Below are 16397 nucleotides of genomic sequence, written 5' to 3'. Positions count from 1 at the left end.
TGGTCTCGTTCGTGTCTGGGGGGGACGACGCAGGGCGCCGTCCCCGGATCCAGGATTACTTCTTGACCGGTGCACCGCCAGCGGGAGCCGCAGGCTTGGCCGGAGCTGCCTTGGGAGCAGCTGCCAGGACGGTCGGCTTAACCTTGCCGTCCGAGCTGATGTAGGCAAGCACGTCGGTCGAGAAGCCGGTCAGCAGCTCCGCAATGCGACGGTTGCGGCTCTGCAGCCAGTTGTAGGCAAGCACGGCCGGAACCGCGACCAGCAGGCCGATGGCGGTCATGATGAGCGCTTCACCAACCGGGCCGGCGACCTTGTCGATCGAAGCCGAACCGGCGAGACCGATGTTGATCAGCGCGCGGTAGATACCGATCACGGTGCCGAGCAGGCCGATGAACGGTGCAGTTGCACCGACCGACGCGAGGAACGGCAGACCGCCTGCCAGCTTGGCATTGATCGAATCTTCCGACGACTGCAGCGAACCGTGCAGGTAGTCATGAGCTTCACGGCTATCGACCATCTTGGAGTGATCTTCGTCAGCCTTGAGGGCATCGTCGACGATCTGGCGCCATGCGCTGTTCTTCTCGAGCTTGGTAGCGCCGTCCTTGAGGGCGGGAGCCTTCCAGAACGCACCGCGCACCTGGCTCTTGTACTGACGCATGATTTTGTTCTGCTCGAGCAGCTTGGTGATCAGGATGTAGAACGAGCCGATCGACATGATCACGAGCACGCTGAAAATGAACCAGGCGATCGCGCCGCCCTGTTCCATGGCTTCCCAGAAACCGAAAGCCTGCTTGGGAGCTGCATCGGCTGCAGCAGCAGTAAGAAGTTGGATGTACATTTGCGAGTTCCTCTCGAAAAAGGCTGAATCAGATTGCGATTATTGCGGAATTTCCCAGCGCACCGACTGCGTATAGGTGCCGGCGACGTCGCGGCCACTGCTGTCGGTTGCAGGGTTGAAACGAGCGCGACGTTGCATGTTCTTGCAGGTCGCTTCGTCGAGGCGCGGGTGACCACTCGAACCGGTGACGCGGCAGCCGGTCACGCGACCGTTTGCATCAACGGAGAGAGCCACACTTGTGACGCCTTCTTCTTCCTCACGCAGCGAACGTGACGGATAGTCGTTGGTCGTCACCCACCGGCCGGGATTACCCCGCGGCGTCGGGTTCTTTGGCTGGACGAATGCCGGGCACTGTGCGTTCACCGGCACGACCTGGCCACCCGGACACGTTTTCGTAGCCGGACCGCAGGAAGCGGAAGCAGGGATCGTTCGTCCGTCGGCGCAAGTCTGCGTCACAACCCGTTCGGGCTGCGCAGGCCGATCAATGATTTCCCTGGTCGTATCGCGAATGATATTCGGCGATTCGAACTGGATCGGCGCGGGCGGCACAACCACTGGTGGCGGCGCCGTTTCCGGGATCTCTTCAGGTGGGGGCGGGGGCTCTTCCTCGGGCTCCGGCTCTTCCACGTCAATTGTCGTTACCCGTTCGACGATGTTCTTCGCCGCTTCGTAGGCAAGACCGGTGACAAGGACGTAGCCAATAGCCACATGAAGGAGAGCAACGATGATAATGGCAACAACGCGGTTGCCGCTCATCTGTTGGTCAGCGTAGGCCATGCAGTCGCATCACTCCGTCTGCGCCGGTGATCCCGGCTTCTTATGTCCGGTCTTTGAACCGGACGGCGATCCATTCATCCATCTCAAAAAGGCCGCAGCAAGTCGAATCGACATTGCGTCGATCGGGCCTGGCCCCCAAGATGGATTCAATCCGGGAAGTAGTCTCTCCAGCCCCGGATCGTCCGACCCTTAGCTATTGTCCACAGCCTTCGCAAACGCTTTATCGGTTAAGGGCCGATTCACGCCTAGGAACGGACCAAGCTGTGAAACGGTTCCACGCGCACTTCCGGAGACTGTGTTTCTAATGGACGGCAACCCGATTCGCTCTCTTGTGTCCGCCGCACTCCTGGCGGCGCTCCCGCTTTTCCTCGTGGTGCGTCCGGTGCCAGCGGAGGCGCAACCATCCGCGGCGAATGCAGAGGTATCATGGGCCGACCTGGCGGACCTTTCCGACGCTGCCCAATTGGTAGTGAGGGCAGTGGTCAAGAAGCAGGCGGCGCTTGAAGCAGAGCGCGCGGCGGGCGTCGCGCCCGGCTCGGTCCGACTCTACATAGAGGCAGAAACCGTCACCTTGATATCCGGCAGCGTGCCAGTTGGCGAATCGCTGCGCTACCTGGTCGATGTCCCGCTTGATGCGCGCGGCAAGGTGCCCAAGCTCAAGAAAACCGAAGTGATTCTGTTTGCTCGTCCCGTTCCATCGCGTCCCGGTGAGATCCAGCTGGTTGCCCGTGATGCGCAATTGCCTTGGAGCACCGAGCTTGAGCAGAGATTGCGCCCAATCCTTGCCGCGCTGGTCGCGCCCGACGCTCCTCCAGCGATCGCTGGTGTGCGCGATGCGCTCTCGATCAGCGGCAATCTGGCGGGAGAATCGGAGACCCAGATATTCCTCGATACCCTGAGCGGCAAACCGCTATCACTCAGCATCGTGCGGCGGCCGGGCATGCGGCCAGTGTGGGGCGTGTCTTATTCCGAGATTGTCGACCAGGCCGTGCGCGCCCCGCAGCCGCAAACGCTGGGCTGGTATCGCTTGGCGTGCTTCCTGCCGACCCGGCTCCCCGGGGCGGCGAACCTTTCACGCGATCCGGCAGACCGCGCACGGGCTGAACAGGACTATCGCTTCGTGGTGGAGCAGCTGGGTCCGTGTCCGCGCTACCGGACGCCGCCTGTGCGGATGTAGGCCAGCTAGCACAAAACCAAGATTTCATGCTTCCCTCGCGTGCCTCCCGCTCGCTAGAGCGGCGCGCATGAGTGAAGTATCACCCCTTCGTATCGCCATCGCCGGGCTGGGCACTGTCGGTGCCGGCGTGATCCGCTTGCTGGAAGAGAACCGTTCGCTTGTCGAAGCGCGCGCCGGTCGCCCAATTGAAGTGACGGCTGTCAGCGCACGCGACCGTGCCAGGGATCGCGGCGTCGACCTTGCGCCTTATGCATGGTGCGATGACATGACCGCCATGGCCGCCCGCCCCGATGTCGATGTCGTACTGGAACTGGTTGGCGGCTCGGATGGCCCCGCGCTGGCACTGGCACGGAAGACGCTGGGATTGGGCAAGGGGTTCGTCACCGCAAACAAGGCGATGATCGCGCATCATGGGATGGAGCTGGCGCAGCTGGCCGAAAGCAATGGTGCAGGGCTGCGGTTCGAAGCTGCGGTCGCTGGCGGTATCCCGGTGCTGAAGGGTCTGCGCGAAGGCGCTGCAGCCAATGCTATCGAACGCGTCTATGGCATCCTCAACGGGACCTGCAATTACATCCTCACGACCATGGAAGCGAGCGGCGCAGACTTCGGCGAAACGCTCGCCGAGGCGCAACGACTGGGTTTTGCCGAAGCCGACCCGGCGTTTGACATCGACGGGGTCGATGCCGCCCACAAGCTGGCGATCCTCGCCGCACTTGCCTTTGGGGCGGAAATCGATTTCGCCAGCGTCGAAGTCGAAGGCATCCGGCGGGTGCGGGCAGTCGATATCGCGCAAGCCGATGCCCTCGGTTATGTCATCCGCCTGATCGGCGTGGCCGATGTCGAGGCTGCTGGTAGCACATCCAGGCTGCTGCAGCGCGTGCGCCCTTGCCTTGTCGCGAAGGACCATCCGCTGGCTCCGATCAATGGCCCGACCAATGCGGTGGTCGCGGAAGGCAATTTCGTTGGCCGCCTGCTGTTCCAGGGGGCTGGTGCAGGCGATGGTCCGACGGCCAGTGCTGTCGTGGCGGACCTGATCGAGCTGGCCCGGGGCGACAGTGGCGCGCCATTCTCGGTCCCCGCACATGATCTCGTGCCCATGCCCAAGGCGGATTCCGGTGCGCGGGAAAGCCGCTCTTACATTCGTTTCATGGTTGCCGATCGGCCCGGCGTACTTGCCGAGATTGCCGCTGCCATGCGCGATGCCGGGGTCTCGATCCAGAGCCTTATCCAGGAAGGTGTCAACGGTTCGGGGCCCGATGGCGATGACGGCGTGCTGGTGGCAATGGTCACGCATATGGGGCCAGTGCGCAATGTGCGCGAAGCTATCACCATGCTCGAAGGGTCCGAGAGCCTGACCGCCGAACCGCTGGTGATGCCGATCCTGCGCAGCTGAGCTGCTCAGGGCTCGGGCATCTCGCCCTTGGCAATCTTGTCGGCATCGGAACCGGGCGGTGCTTCGGGAAGGGCAGTGATGTCGAAGATGTAGGCGGGGGGCGGTGGGCAGGTCACACCCTTGATGCATCCGCTGACCGTTGCCTTACCCTTGAAAATGCCAGGGCCGGCAACATCGGGTGGATCGCCCGTCCAGGCCAGGTGGTCTTCCTTTCCCTCGTCTAGGCTTGAGGGGACCCGGAACTGTTCTTGTTCCTCCAGCGCTGCACAAACGACAATCTCGTCACCGCTGGGATCGTCGCAGTCGGCGGCAACTTCGGGTTCCGGCGGCGGCGGGCCATAGACCTTTTCTGCATCGGCAAAGGCTGTTTCAGCGGTGCCGGGTTCCGGAGGTTTCGGATCGAGCGGTCCATTCGCAGGCGGGGCCGCCTGTCCCATCAGCAGCATGGCGCAACATGTGGTAACGCCCACGCGCTGTATCGACATTGCCATACTCCCGGTCTAGGCGGCCCGCACATCTTACGAGAGGGACTGAATTCGCCATGAACACCACCAAGACCACCGCCGCCAGCTCTGTCCTCGACCGGGTGCTGGTGCTGGAAATGGTCCGCGTGACAGAGGCTGCTGCCATCGCCGCCTCCGAGCTGATCGGTCGCGGTGATGAGAAAGCCGCCGATGCCGCCGCAGTCGAAGCCATGCGCCAGGCTTTCGACGAGCTCTACATGGACGGCACAGTGGTGATCGGCGAAGGCGAACGCGATGAAGCGCCGATGCTCTATATCGGCGAGAAGGTGGGCGGTGCGCCGGGCAAGGGACCCAAGATCGACATCGCGCTCGATCCGCTCGAAGGCACCACCATCACTGCCAAGGCCGGCCCCAACGCGCTGGCGGTTCTGGCTGCGGCGGAAGAAGGCAACCTGCTCAATGCCCCCGACACCTATATGGACAAGCTGGCGATCGGCCCCGGCTATCCCGACGGGATCATAGACCTGGCCAAAACACCGACAGAGAACGTCCAGGCTGTGGCCGCAGCCAAGGGTGTCGAACCCAAGGACATCATTGTCTGCGTGCTCGACCGCCCGCGCCACGCCGAGCTGATCGCGGAGCTGCGTGGCCTCGGCTGCGGTGTGGTGCTGATTGGCGATGGCGACGTTGCCGGGGTCATTGCAGTGACCGACGAAGATACCACTATCGACATGTATATGGGCCAGGGCGGTGCACCCGAGGGCGTGCTGGCGGCAGCCGCGCTGCGCTGCGTGGGCGGCCAGTTCAACGGCCGGCTTGTGTTCCGCAATGATGACGAGAAGGCCCGCGCCCGCAAATGGGGCATTCCCGATTCCGATTTCGACCGCATCTACAAGCTGGAAGAGCTGGCCAAGGGCGATTGCATCTTTGCTGCCACCGGCGTGACATCGGGCTCTCTGCTTGAAGGCGTCAAGCGCAAGCGCGGTGTCGGCGGCCAGCGGGTGATGACGACTGAAAGCGTTGTCATGCGGGCCAGCTCGGGCACTGTCAGGTGGATCAAGGGCGAACACCGGATCTGACTGGCAAGGGGCGGGGAAAGCGCTGCCTCGCCATGTTGCAATACCATGACGCACGGCTAATCCGGTGGCGATCCGGATCGCCCGGCGATTCGCAGCACCAATGGGGACCTCGCTCATGAAAATCATGTCCGGCAATTCCAACCTGCCGCTGGCCCGGGCGATTGCCGCCTATCTCGAGATCCCGCTGTGTGATGCCAGCGTGCGGCGGTTTGCCGATGAAGAGATCTTCATCGAAATCCACGAGAATGTTCGCGGTGAGGACGTGTTCCTGGTGCAGTCGACCAGCTTCCCGGCCAATGACAACCTTATGGAACTGCTGATCGGTATCGACGCGCTGCGCCGCGCTTCAGCCAAGCGGATCACCGCGGTGGTGCCCTATTTTGGCTATGCGAGACAGGACCGCAAACCCGGTCCGCGCACGCCGATTTCGGCCAAGCTGGTCGCCAACCTGATTACCGAGGCCGGTGCCGACAGGGTGCTGGCGGTGGACCTGCACGCCGGTCAGATCCAGGGTTTCTTCGATATCCCTACCGACAACCTCTATGCTGCGCCGACTATGGCGGCCGATATACAGGCCCGCTACGGCGATCGCGAGTTGATGGTCGTCAGCCCCGATGTCGGCGGCGTGGTCCGCGCCCGCGCGCTGGCGAAGCGGCTCGACAATGCCCCGCTGGCGATCGTCGACAAGCGTCGCGATCGCCCGGGCGAAAGCGAAGTCATGAACATCATCGGCGATGTGAAGGGCCGCCACTGCATCCTGATAGACGATATCGTCGATAGCGGCGGTACGCTTTGCAACGCAGCCGAAGCGTTGCTGGAGCAGGGGGCGAGTTCGGTCGCCGCCTATATTACCCACGGTGTGCTCTCGGGCGGCGCGGTGGCGCGGGTCGAGGGCTCGGCACTTACCGAGCTGGTCATCACCGACACCATCGGCGCGACCGATGCGGTGACCGACGCCAAGAAGATCCGCACGCTCACCATTGCCCCGCTGATCGGCGAGGCGGTGCGCCGGATCGCCGACGAAAGCTCTGTCAGCTCGCTGTTCGACTGACCGCCGGGACCAGCTGCTGCCGCATCCACGGGCGCACGGCATCGGGTGCGATCCGGTCGAGCAGTTCAAGCCGCCGTGCCTGCCGGATCTCCAGGCTCAGGGTCAGCAAGGGCTGGCGGTTGTCCATGAACTGGCGCGGACTGCTGCCAAAGAAGGCGGAGAAGTCGCGGATCTGATGGGACTGGTCGAAATAGCGCAGCAGGAACTCGGTTTCCTCTGCCTCGTCGGCGACCCCGCACATCCGCGCGGCCAGGTCGAGCACGCGGGCGCGCCTCAGCACTTGTTTCGGCGTCAGACCGAAATCACGCTTGCAGACCCGTTGCAACCGGCGCAGCGACAGAGATTCTGCGCCGCAGAACTCGCCCGGCGCAATGTTGGGGTCGGCAAAGGCAGCCTCTTCGAATTTCTGCGAGAGCCGAGCCGGAGGGCGGGCCATGCGCTGGCGGATCTGGTCGCGCAGCCAGGTCTCGATCTGGCAAAGCCAGTCCTCGCCTTCGATGCCTTTGCGATAGATATCGGTGAGGTCACTATCGGCCACGCCGATATGGGCCATCGGTCGGATCCGGTCGACGAGTGTCCCGTCCTCGACTCCCCAAATAGCGCGCATGGCGCCCGGCTTGAGCATGAAGCCTGCGACGATCACCGGGCCTCGGTAGAGCAACTTCCAGGCCTTGCTGTGCTGGCCGCAAAGGAAAGTCTCGTCGCGAATCTCCAGCCTTCCGTCGGCAGTTTCGACTGTCCAGTCGGCCCCGATCGCTGTGCGAACATAGGCAGCATCGTTGCACAGATAACCAGTCTGGGTGCTGTCATCGCGAGCATCGGCCATGGCGACCATCACGCGGGCGATCCACGGTTCAAGATCGGCCGCAGGCGCCCGGTTGAGCGCAAGCGGCACCCCGTCGGGAGTGGCTCCTGTCTGCGACAGTTGCGGTGATGGACCCGGTCGTGACACGGTTGGTTTCCCGGCAATTCGGGGTGGTGCGACCCACGTTGCGATGCCTGTCACGCTCCGGCAGTAGAGGCAATAGGCCCCAAGCGCTTATGCGCGGGCTGGTTCCGACTACTGCCAGGGCCTCCGGTCGCCTGGGCCAATCCGCTCCAGCTCTTCCAGCCGTCGGGCCTGGCGCGATTCCAGCGTGATGGTGAGCAGCGGTTGCGGCGTGCGGACGAATTGCAGCGGGGTCATGCCGAACATGGTCGTGAAGTCGCGCGACAGGTGCGACTGGTCGAAATAGCGCAGCACCAGCTCCTGCGCCTCTTCAATGTCGGCAACGCCGCGCAGATGAGCGGCCATGTCCAGTGCCCGTGCCCGGCGCAGGACCTGTTTCGGAGTCAGGCCAAAGTCGCGTTTGACCACGCGTTCCAGTTTGCGCTTGTCGACGCCTAGCAGGTCGGAAGCATCGCTTACAGTGATGTTGGGATCGCTCAGCGCGAGATGGTGGAATCCTGCGGTCGTGGCATCGGGCTCCGTTCCACCGGATTGCCGGACCAGCAATTCCATGCAGTTTTCGAGCTCCACCATCCATTCTTCCACGCTGGCAGTCGGATCGAACCGTGCCATCAGTGCCTGCTGGTTCCAGCCCAACCCCTCGTAGGGGATGATCCGATCGACCACGTCGGGTGTGCTCGGCCCTCCCAGAACCCGGTTGGAGCCGGGGCGCAAGGCCATGCCGACACTGGCAAAGCCGCCGCGCACGCTCACCGGCATGCGCTTGCTCTGGGGCCCGAAATAGAGAGCTTCCTCGCTGAAGAGAAAAGAGCCATCACGCGAATCGGCGTGCCAGTCACCATGCAGCAGGACCCGCAACATGGCAGAATCTGCGAAGATTCCGCACGAAATGACCGAGGATACTGGAGCCTGCAGCTCCATGCCGTAGACATGTGCGACCCAAGGGCGCAAGCTCTCGCGCGGCTGCCGGTTGATCGAAATCCGGGCGCCATCTCTGGTCGTGTCGAATTGTGAACCCTTTAGTCGCGACTGACGACGTTGTTCCTGAAACCCCATAGGTTTTTCTGCCCTCAACGGTGCCGACTACGCTGCATGTAGCAATTAGGCAAACTTGGCTTGACCCGATGCTGCCGGGCGCGCATCGCCGCGCGTGATGACAATCACGAACGACCTTGCTCTCGCCAATCGCCTCGCCGATGCTGCCGGCGCCGCGATCCGCCCTCTGTTCCGGGGGCAATGGAACCTAGAGCAGAAGGCCGACCGCAGCTTCGTGACCGAAGCTGACCAGGCTGCCGAGGCGGCGATGCGGGCGATTATCGAGGCCGAGCGTGCCGATGACGGCATCGTTGGCGAGGAATTTGGCACCCGCAACGAAGGCGCAGGTCGGCAATGGGTGCTCGACCCGATCGACGGTACCACCAGCTTCATCGCTGGTCGTCCGATCTTCGGCACGCTGATTGCTTTGCTGCAGGACGGCTGGCCGGTGCTGGGCGTGATTGACCAGCCGATCGCGCAGGAACGCTGGGTTGGCCGGATTGGCGAAGGCACGACTTTCAACGGCAAGCTGGTGCAGGCCGCAGCCTGCAAGGACCTGGCGCATGCCGTTCTCGGCACTACGACCCCGCACCAATTCTCCGGCGCGGATGTCGATGCTTTCATGGGCGTCGCCAAGTCGGTCGCCGAGCGCAAGATCATCTACGGCGGCGATTGCTACAACTACGGGCTGGTTGCGAGCGGCCATGTCGACGTGGTGATTGAGGCCGGCTTGAAGTTGCACGATTATGCCGCACTGGTCCCTGTAGTCGAAGGTGCAGGTGGCCTGATGAGCGACTGGCAAGGCAACCCGCTTGATGCTGGCAGCGACGGCCGCGTCATCGCTTTGGGCGATCCCGCGCGGCTGGAAGACGTGCTGGAGGCGATGGGCTGAGCCTGGCACTGTTCTTCTACGGCGTCCTGCAGCCCAACCTTGCCGAAGGTGCCGTGGTGGAGCTCGTGGCCGGGCTTGGAGCGGGCATGCCGGCGGTCACCACCGGCCATCTCTATGCCATCGAGGAACGCGGCGGATGGCATCCGGCCATGGTGCCCGATGCCGCCGGCGGTCTGGTGCATGGACAGATGTTCGACGGTGCCGGCGTCGATCTCGCAGCGCTCGACGCGTTCGAGCTGGAAGGGATCGACTACGATCGCCGCGAAGTTGCCGTCCAGCCCGAGGGCGGTCACTGGACCACTGCGCAGGCCTATTGCTGGAAGCGACCAATCACTGGCCTCGAGCCGATCGAGCATGGCGATTTTGCCCGCTGGCTGGCAGAAACCGGACGGCCGGTGCTCAAGGGCTAGGCGCACGACGGCGTCGGTCCGAATCGCTTGCATTCTGCGCCTGAGGCGCTATGTGCGCGCCCTTCACTGACACGTGATTATCTGCCTGCCTGGCGACAAGGGCTGCCAGGGCCGGTTCGGACGTGTCTCTGCAATAGGAGATGAAAATGCCCAAGCTGAAGACCAAGAGCGGTGTGAAGAAACGCTTCAAGATCACCGCCACTGGCAAGATCAAGCACGGTGTGGCCGGCAAGCGCCACCGCCTGATCAGCCACAATGCGAAGTACATCCGCACCAACCGCGGCACCACTGTCCTGTCGGAAGCCGACACCAAGACGGTGAAGAAGTGGGCCCCCTACGGCCTCGACTGAGCCCGGTTCGATTTTAAGGAGCAGATGACATGCCTCGCATCAAACGCGGTGTAACCACCCGCGCCAAGCACAAGCGGATTTTGGACCAGGCCAAGGGCTATCGCGGTCGCCGCAAGAACACCATTCGTATCGCCCGTCAGGCCGTCGAGAAGGCCGGCCAGTACGCCTATCGCGACCGCAAGGTGAAGAAGCGCAACTTCCGCGCCCTGTGGATCCAGCGCATCAATGCTGCCGTTCGCGCAGAAGGCCTGACCTATTCGCAGTTCATGCACGGCGCGAAGCTCGCCGGCATCGAACTCGACCGCAAGGTCATGGCCGACCTGGCCATGAACGAGGAAGCAGCATTCAAGACCGTCATAGCGCAGGCCAAGGCTGCCCTGCCGGCCTGAACGGTCATTTGAAGTTGAAAATGACGCGGGGCGTCGCGACACGGTCGCGGCGCCCCGTTTCCTATGGGCGACCCCGTGGTTGCTTGTATGAATCCGACACGATAGGGTCTTGCCAAGAGAGCCCATGAGCGACCAGCCAGCCCTAGACCTCAAGTTCTTCCCGGTGCCCGATCAGTTCGTGGATTGCATCACGACGATCTATCGGCTCGAAGTAGACCTCCCAAGCGACGATGTCCTGACCGATTTGCTCCTGCCTGAATGGAGCAACCTTCGATTTCTCAGCCATAGTGCACGACGACAGGGCCATCTTGACGGTCAACCGCTAGGAGAAGGCGGTTTCTTTGCTACCGGCCCGACCAATCGCCCGATCAGTTTTTCCATCGGCAAGTCCCGCCTTTGGGGTTTCGGACTGTTGCCACTGGGGTGGGCGAGTTTTGTTCGGGCGCCGGCGAGCACGCTGGTCAATCTCGCAACCGACGGCTCGACGCACCCCGCCTTCCGGCATTTTGCGCCAATTGCCGCGGCATTGGAAGAAGCTGCCATCGATGACTGGAGCGAATATCGCCTCCTCTGCGATGGACTGTCCGAGCAGTTCCGCCCGCCCCGTGACGAAGAGCGGATCCGGGCCGTCCAGGTTGCCATGGTCGACCCTTACCTGCTCCAGATCCCCGACTTCGCTGAACGGGCGGGGGTGAGTGTGCGGACGCTGGAGCGGGTTTGCCTCAAATCGTTTGGCTTCAGTCCCAATGTCGTGCTCAGGCGTCAACGGCTGGTTCGCAGTCTCGCTTCCTTCATGGTCGAAGATGAAGCCCGGTGGAGCGAAACGATTGATCGTCATTATCATGACCAGCCGCATTTCGTGCGTGAGTTTCACCACTTCATGGGCATGAGCCCGACCGAGTACGCAGCGCAGGACCACCCGATCATGCGGGCCTTCATGGCCAACCGCCAGAAAGTATGGGGCACCCCGGTCCGCGTGACCGATGTCAACGCCGCATCGACTGGGGTCTGACCTCGGTATGATGCGCTGGACCGTGGGTTTCCACCTTGGCTAAGAGGCATGGCAAACGATTGATGCAATGGGGGTACATTCATGCGCAGCAACTCGGCTGACGCGCCGGCGATCCGCATCCGTTTCGTGATGCCCGGACCGGACCTGGCCCCCTTCGTTACAACGCTCTATCATATGGAGGTCGGCAACATTGGCGGCGGGTTCCTCGAAGATTGGCTGCATCCTGAGTGGGCCAACTTGCGCTTTCGCCAGGGCTCCGAGCTTGAAGCCGGAATCGGGCCCGATCCGCTGGCACCGGTGCCCTCGACAGTGATGACTGGCCCGACCAGCATGTGCACCCGCTTCCGCATCCGGCAGGGCCGGTTCTGGGGCGTCGGCCTGCTGCCGCTGGGATGGGCCACGTTCTGCCGTGCCGACGCATCCGAATATCGGGACCGGTTCTGCGATGCGACGGTCGATGATGGATTGACCGATCTTGCGGGTATTGGCGTTGGCCTTTTCAACGGACCCATGGACGTCGTGGGCGAAGCGCTGCATTTGCAGCTGGGGCTGCGACGGCTGCTCGATCGCCAGGTCAGCGGCGAGGAGCGGATCGCCAGGGTCAATGCGGCGCTGGTCGACCCGGAGGTGAACAGCGTGGCCGAGTTTGCCGAACACGCGGCGATGTCGCCGCGCACGCTGGAGCGGCTGTGTCGCAAGGTCTTCGGATTTCCGCCCAAGCTGCTGTTGCGCCGCCAGCGCTTCCTACGCAGCCTGGCGCGGTATATGCTCGATCACAGCATGAGCTGGATCGACAGCCTCGATTGCGCCTATCATGACCAGGCCCATTTTGTACGCGACTTCCACCGCTTCATGACCATGAGCCCGAGTGCTTACGCCAAGCTGGAGCACCCGATCCTGATGGCGGCGATGCGCGGTCGGATGGAGGCCGCAGGCCAAGCCATGCAGGTGTTGCACGAACCGGCAAAGGCCTGATGCGCAATTGGGGGTTGGGAACCGCCCGCCCCTCGGCTAGAGGCCACCCCTTCAAGAGAAATGAGGCCCCTTCCGGAAGGGGCGGATGAGACCATGAGTACGGCTGAAGAACTGAAGAACGAGGCGCTAGAGCGCATTGCCGCGGCAGCAGATGCCGATGCGCTGGAAGCGCTGCGGGTGGAATATCTTGGGAAGCAGGGAACGATTTCTGCGCTTCTCAAGACGCTCGGCAAGATGAGCCCTGAGGAACGGCAGGCCGAAGGGCCGAGGATCCAGGGCGCGCGGGCCGCTGCCGCCGATGCGATCACGGCGCGCAAGGACGAGTTCGAACGGGCCGAGCTGGAAGCGAAGCTGGCCACGGAAACGCTCGACCTCACGCTGCCTGCGCCTGACGCGCCGATGGGTTCGGTCCACCCGGTCAGCCAGGTCATGGACGAGCTGGCCGAGATTTTCGTCGACCTTGGTTTTGCCGTCGCCACCGGTCCGGAGATCGAAGACGACTGGCACAACTTCACCGCGCTCAACATGGCCGAGACGCACCCCGCGCGCGCCATGCATGACACGTTCTATTTCCCCGACAGCGATGCCGACGGGAACCGCATGCTCTTGAGGACGCATACCTCGCCGGTGCAGATCCGCACCATGGTCGAACAGGGTGCCCCGCTGCGCATCATCGCCCCGGGCAAGGTCTATCGCTCCGACAGCGACGCCACCCACACGCCGATGTTCCATCAGGTCGAGGGACTGGTAATCGATCGCGATATCCACCTGGGCCATCTCAAGTGGACGCTGGAAACCTTCCTAAAGGCCTTCTTCGAGCGTGAGGATATCGTGCTGCGCCTGCGCCCCAGCTACTTCCCTTTCACCGAACCTTCGGTTGAGGTTGATGTCGGCTATTCGCGCGAAGGTGGTCGCCGCGTCGTCGGTGGCGACGGCAATGCCGACGGACACGCCTGGATGGAATTGCTCGGGTCCGGCATGGTCAACCGCCGCGTGATCGAAATGGCCGGGCTCGATCCCGATGAATGGCAGGGGTTTGCCTGGGGCCTCGGCGTCGACCGGCTCGCCATGCTCAAATACGGGATGGACGATCTGCGCGCCTTCTTCGATGGCGACCCGCGCTGGCTGGGCCACTATGGCTTCAGCCCGTTCGACCAGCCGACCCTGTCGGCCGGGGTGGGAGCATGCGCATGAAATTCTCCATTACATGGCTCAAGGACCATCTCGAAACCGAGGCAAGCCTCGACGAGATCGTCGCCACACTCAACTGCATCGGGCACGAAGTCGAGGATGTCGAGGACCCGGCCGAGCGGTTGGCAGGCTTCCGCGTTGCCGAAGTGCTCACTGCTGCACCGCATCCCGATGCCGACAAGCTGCAGGTGCTCACCGTCAACACCGGGGAAGGCGATCCGCTGCAGGTGGTCTGCGGTGCGCCCAATGCGCGCGCCGGGATGAAGGGCGTACTGGGCCTGCCCGGGGCGGTCGTCCCCGCCAACGGCATGGAACTGCGCAAGAGCGCGATCCGCGGGGTCGAATCGAACGGCATGATGTGCTCGGTGCGCGAGCTGGAGCTTGGCGACGAGCACGATGGCATCATCGAGCTGCCTGCCGATGCGCCGGTCGGCACCAGCTTTGCCGATTATCATGGTTCTTCGCCAGTGATCGACGTTGCCATCACGCCCAACCGCCCCGATTGCATGGGTGTCTACGGCATTGCCCGAGACCTCGCGGCGGCGGGTCTTGGCACACTGAAGCCGGTTGCGATCCCGAGCTTCGAGGCGATGGACCCCTGCCCGATCGAAATCCGGACCGACGATCCTGAAGGCTGCCCGGCGTTCTATGGCCGAGTGGTGAAGGGCGTGACCAATGGCGCTTCGCCTGACTGGCTGCAGCAGCGACTGATCAGCGCAGGTCAGCGCCCGATCTCGCTGCTGGTCGATCTCACCAACTATTTGATGTTGGCCTATGGCCGCCCGGCGCATGCCTACGATCTCGCCAAGCTGACCGGTGCGGTCGTTGCGCGCCGCGCCAAGACCGGCGAGCAGGTGCTGGCGCTCAACGAGAAGACCTACACGCTTGACGACACCATGACGGTGATCGCCGACGATGCCGGTGTGCACGATATTGCCGGCATCATGGGCGGCGAGGATTCCGGTGTTACCGAGAGCACCACCGACGTTCTGCTGGAGATCGCCTACTTCAATCCCGAACGGATCGGCGTAACGGGGCGCAAACTGGGCCTGGCCTCCGACGCACGAACGCGGTTCGAGCGCGGGGTCGATCCCGATTTCCTCGAGACCGGGCTCGACCTTCTCACGGGTCTTATCGTGGAGCTTGCTGGCGGGGGCGCTAGCGAGATGGTGCGAGCTGGCACTCCGCCGCAGGGCAAGCTGGTCGTCGAGTTCGAACCGCTGCAAGTCCAAAAGCTGGGCGGGATCGAGGTCGACGAAGGCAAACAGCTCGATATTCTGCAGTCGCTAGGCTTTGTGGTGACACAGGAACGGATAGGTCCGGGTGCCAAGACCTGGGTCATGGAAGTGCCACGCCGTCGGCACGATATCGAAGGTCAGGCGGACCTCGTGGAAGAGATCGTCCGCAATATCGGGCTCGACAATGTCGCCAGCACGCCGCTGCCGCGGGTCGATGGCGTTGCGCGCCCGACGGCTTCGCCGCTGCAAATGCTGGAGCGCAAGCTGCGCCGCGCGGCTGCTGCAAGTGGCCTGCATGAAGCTGTGACATGGGCCTTCCTGCCAGCCGCGGAGGCCGAGCATTTCGCTGACGGCGCAGAGCTATGGGTTCTCGAAAACCCGATCAGCGAAGACATGAAGGCGATGCGCCCGTCGATGCTTCCGGGCCTGCTGATGGCGGCCAAGAACAACGCCGATCGTGGTGCAGCAAGCAGCCGCTTGTTCGAGATCGGGCGGCGCTATTTCCGGGGCAGGGATGGTGCCAGCGACGAGAAGCCGACGCTGGGCGTAGTGCTGGCTGGCGAAAAGACACCGCGAGGGTGGTCCGTTGGCAAGTCGCAGCGCTTCGATGCCTATGATGCCAAGGGTGTGGCCGAGTCCCTGCTGAAAGCCGCGGGCGCGCCGGTAGACAAACTGATGGTGATGGGTGAGGCGGGAGGCCAGTTCCACCCGGGCCAGTCCGGCACCTTGCGGCTGGGACCGAAGAACGTGCTGGCGCGCTTCGGTGCGCTGCACCCGCTTACGCTCAAGGCCTTCGACATCGATGGTCCGGTGGTGGCGGTCGAGCTCTTCCTTGACGCAATCCCGGCCCGGAAGAACGCCGGGTTCGCCCGCGAGGCTTATGCCCCGCCGGCGCTGCAATCGATCACGCGCGATTTTGCCTTCCTGGTGCCGTTCGAGTTGGTAGCAGGCGATCTCGTCCGGGCGGTGAAGGGTGCAGACAAACAGGCCATCACTGAAGCTCGGATCTTCGACGTTTTTGCAGGGCAGGGTGTGCCCGATGGCAAGAAGTCCGTAGCAGTCGAAGTGATACTGCAGCCGGGCGAGAAATCGTTCAAGGACGAGGAGATCAAGGCGATCTCCGACCGTATCGTGGCGGCGGCTGGCAAGCTGGGAGCAGAGTTGCGTGGCTAGGGCG

General features: G+C 63.3%; 17 protein-coding genes. 12 read left to right on the top strand and 5 right to left on the bottom strand.

The window, feature by feature from the left end; all coding sequences use genetic code 11:
• Positions 1-55 precede the first annotated feature (55 nt).
• Positions 56-838 carry a MotA/TolQ/ExbB proton channel family protein gene (locus QPW08_RS00480; RefSeq protein WP_284123766.1) on the bottom strand — a complete coding sequence of 261 codons (783 nt, stop codon included), beginning with the start codon at positions 836-838 and terminating at the stop codon, positions 56-58.
• A gap of 39 nt (positions 839-877) precedes the next feature.
• The gene (locus QPW08_RS00475; RefSeq protein WP_284123765.1) at positions 878-1615 is read right to left on the bottom strand and encodes an energy transducer TonB; all 738 of its coding nucleotides are present in this window, start codon (positions 1613-1615) and stop codon (positions 878-880) included.
• 331 nt (positions 1616-1946) lie between these two features.
• Between QPW08_RS00475 and QPW08_RS00470 the strand changes: the two genes are divergently transcribed.
• Positions 1947-2792, top strand: coding sequence for a hypothetical protein (locus QPW08_RS00470; protein ID WP_284123764.1), 846 nt, complete (start codon positions 1947-1949; stop codon positions 2790-2792).
• 67 nt (positions 2793-2859) lie between these two features.
• On the top strand, positions 2860-4185 hold the full coding sequence (locus tag QPW08_RS00465) for a homoserine dehydrogenase (protein WP_284123763.1): 1326 nt from the start codon (positions 2860-2862) through the stop codon (positions 4183-4185).
• Positions 4186-4190: 5 nt separating this feature from the next.
• On the opposite strand, the gene QPW08_RS00460 is transcribed toward QPW08_RS00465, so the two are convergent.
• Positions 4191-4670 carry a hypothetical protein gene (locus QPW08_RS00460; protein ID WP_284123762.1) on the bottom strand — a complete coding sequence of 160 codons (480 nt, stop codon included), beginning with the start codon at positions 4668-4670 and terminating at the stop codon, positions 4191-4193.
• Positions 4671-4726: 56 nt separating this feature from the next.
• Between QPW08_RS00460 and glpX the strand changes: the two genes are divergently transcribed.
• Positions 4727-5728, top strand: a complete 1002-nt coding sequence (glpX, locus tag QPW08_RS00455) for a class II fructose-bisphosphatase (protein ID WP_284123761.1) — start codon at positions 4727-4729, stop codon at positions 5726-5728.
• 115 nt (positions 5729-5843) lie between these two features.
• Complete coding sequence (locus tag QPW08_RS00450; RefSeq protein WP_284123760.1) at positions 5844-6779, top strand: ribose-phosphate pyrophosphokinase; 936 nt, start codon at positions 5844-5846, stop codon at positions 6777-6779.
• On the opposite strand, the gene QPW08_RS00445 is transcribed toward QPW08_RS00450, so the two are convergent.
• Positions 6760-7731, bottom strand: a complete 972-nt coding sequence (locus tag QPW08_RS00445; RefSeq protein WP_284123759.1) for a helix-turn-helix domain-containing protein — start codon at positions 7729-7731, stop codon at positions 6760-6762. The genes QPW08_RS00450 and QPW08_RS00445 overlap by 20 nt on opposite strands.
• A 108-nt stretch (positions 7732-7839) precedes the next feature.
• Positions 7840-8649, bottom strand: coding sequence for a helix-turn-helix domain-containing protein (locus QPW08_RS00440; RefSeq protein WP_284123758.1), 810 nt, complete (start codon positions 8647-8649; stop codon positions 7840-7842).
• A 232-nt stretch (positions 8650-8881) separates the two neighbouring features.
• Between QPW08_RS00440 and QPW08_RS00435 the strand changes: the two genes are divergently transcribed.
• From QPW08_RS00435 to pheT, 8 genes are all read left to right on the top strand, one after another.
• Positions 8882-9655 carry an inositol monophosphatase family protein gene (locus tag QPW08_RS00435; protein WP_284123757.1) on the top strand — a complete coding sequence of 258 codons (774 nt, stop codon included), beginning with the start codon at positions 8882-8884 and terminating at the stop codon, positions 9653-9655.
• A complete protein-coding gene (locus tag QPW08_RS00430; protein ID WP_326521310.1) occupies positions 9652-10065 on the top strand; it encodes a gamma-glutamylcyclotransferase family protein in 414 nt (137 codons plus the stop codon). The genes QPW08_RS00435 and QPW08_RS00430 overlap by 4 nt, the downstream gene beginning before the upstream one ends.
• Positions 10066-10211: 146 nt before the next feature.
• Positions 10212-10415 (top strand): 50S ribosomal protein L35, encoded by a 204-nt coding sequence (rpmI, locus tag QPW08_RS00425; protein WP_165195972.1) that lies wholly within the window; start codon positions 10212-10214, stop codon positions 10413-10415.
• 29 nt (positions 10416-10444) lie between these two features.
• Positions 10445-10804 carry a 50S ribosomal protein L20 gene (gene rplT / locus QPW08_RS00420; RefSeq protein ID WP_284123756.1) on the top strand — a complete coding sequence of 120 codons (360 nt, stop codon included), beginning with the start codon at positions 10445-10447 and terminating at the stop codon, positions 10802-10804.
• Between the two features lie 124 nt (positions 10805-10928).
• Entirely contained in the window at positions 10929-11816 is an 888-nt protein-coding gene (locus tag QPW08_RS00415) for a helix-turn-helix domain-containing protein (RefSeq protein WP_284123755.1), read from the top strand.
• A gap of 81 nt (positions 11817-11897) precedes the next feature.
• Positions 11898-12791 carry a helix-turn-helix domain-containing protein gene (locus QPW08_RS00410; RefSeq protein ID WP_284123754.1) on the top strand — a complete coding sequence of 298 codons (894 nt, stop codon included), beginning with the start codon at positions 11898-11900 and terminating at the stop codon, positions 12789-12791.
• 93 nt (positions 12792-12884) lie between these two features.
• On the top strand, positions 12885-13985 hold the full coding sequence (gene pheS, locus QPW08_RS00405) for a phenylalanine--tRNA ligase subunit alpha (protein ID WP_284123753.1): 1101 nt from the start codon (positions 12885-12887) through the stop codon (positions 13983-13985).
• Positions 13982-16393 (top strand): phenylalanine--tRNA ligase subunit beta, encoded by a 2412-nt coding sequence (pheT, locus tag QPW08_RS00400; RefSeq protein WP_284123752.1) that lies wholly within the window; start codon positions 13982-13984, stop codon positions 16391-16393. The genes pheS and pheT overlap by 4 nt, the downstream gene beginning before the upstream one ends.
• Positions 16394-16397 lie beyond the last annotated feature (4 nt).

This window comes from Parerythrobacter aestuarii, assembly GCF_030140925.1.
In the GTDB taxonomy this organism is placed as follows: Bacteria; Pseudomonadota; Alphaproteobacteria; order Sphingomonadales; family Sphingomonadaceae; genus Parerythrobacter; species Parerythrobacter aestuarii.
This window is presented reverse-complemented; position numbering and strand designations above follow the sequence as displayed.

What these genes read in the sequence shown, in the direction of transcription:
- QPW08_RS00480 (WP_284123766.1), bottom strand. Translation starts at nt 838, where the DNA reads ATGTACATCCAACTTCTTACTGCTGCTGCAGCCGATGCAGCTCCCAAG.
- QPW08_RS00475 (WP_284123765.1), bottom strand. Translation starts at nt 1,615, where the DNA reads ATGGCCTACGCTGACCAACAGATGAGCGGCAACCGCGTTGTTGCCATT.
- QPW08_RS00465 (WP_284123763.1), top strand. Translation starts at nt 2,860, where the DNA reads ATGAGTGAAGTATCACCCCTTCGTATCGCCATCGCCGGGCTGGGCACT.
- QPW08_RS00460 (WP_284123762.1), bottom strand. Translation starts at nt 4,670, where the DNA reads ATGTCGATACAGCGCGTGGGCGTTACCACATGTTGCGCCATGCTGCTG.
- glpX (WP_284123761.1), top strand. Translation starts at nt 4,727, where the DNA reads ATGAACACCACCAAGACCACCGCCGCCAGCTCTGTCCTCGACCGGGTG.
- QPW08_RS00450 (WP_284123760.1), top strand. Translation starts at nt 5,844, where the DNA reads ATGAAAATCATGTCCGGCAATTCCAACCTGCCGCTGGCCCGGGCGATT.
- QPW08_RS00440 (WP_284123758.1), bottom strand. Translation starts at nt 8,649, where the DNA reads ATGGAGCTGCAGGCTCCAGTATCCTCGGTCATTTCGTGCGGAATCTTC.
- QPW08_RS00435 (WP_284123757.1), top strand. Translation starts at nt 8,882, where the DNA reads ATGACAATCACGAACGACCTTGCTCTCGCCAATCGCCTCGCCGATGCT.
- rpmI (WP_165195972.1), top strand. Translation starts at nt 10,212, where the DNA reads ATGCCCAAGCTGAAGACCAAGAGCGGTGTGAAGAAACGCTTCAAGATC.
- rplT (WP_284123756.1), top strand. Translation starts at nt 10,445, where the DNA reads ATGCCTCGCATCAAACGCGGTGTAACCACCCGCGCCAAGCACAAGCGG.
- QPW08_RS00415 (WP_284123755.1), top strand. Translation starts at nt 10,929, where the DNA reads ATGAGCGACCAGCCAGCCCTAGACCTCAAGTTCTTCCCGGTGCCCGAT.
- QPW08_RS00410 (WP_284123754.1), top strand. Translation starts at nt 11,898, where the DNA reads ATGCGCAGCAACTCGGCTGACGCGCCGGCGATCCGCATCCGTTTCGTG.
- pheS (WP_284123753.1), top strand. Translation starts at nt 12,885, where the DNA reads ATGAGTACGGCTGAAGAACTGAAGAACGAGGCGCTAGAGCGCATTGCC.
- pheT (WP_284123752.1), top strand. Translation starts at nt 13,982, where the DNA reads ATGAAATTCTCCATTACATGGCTCAAGGACCATCTCGAAACCGAGGCA.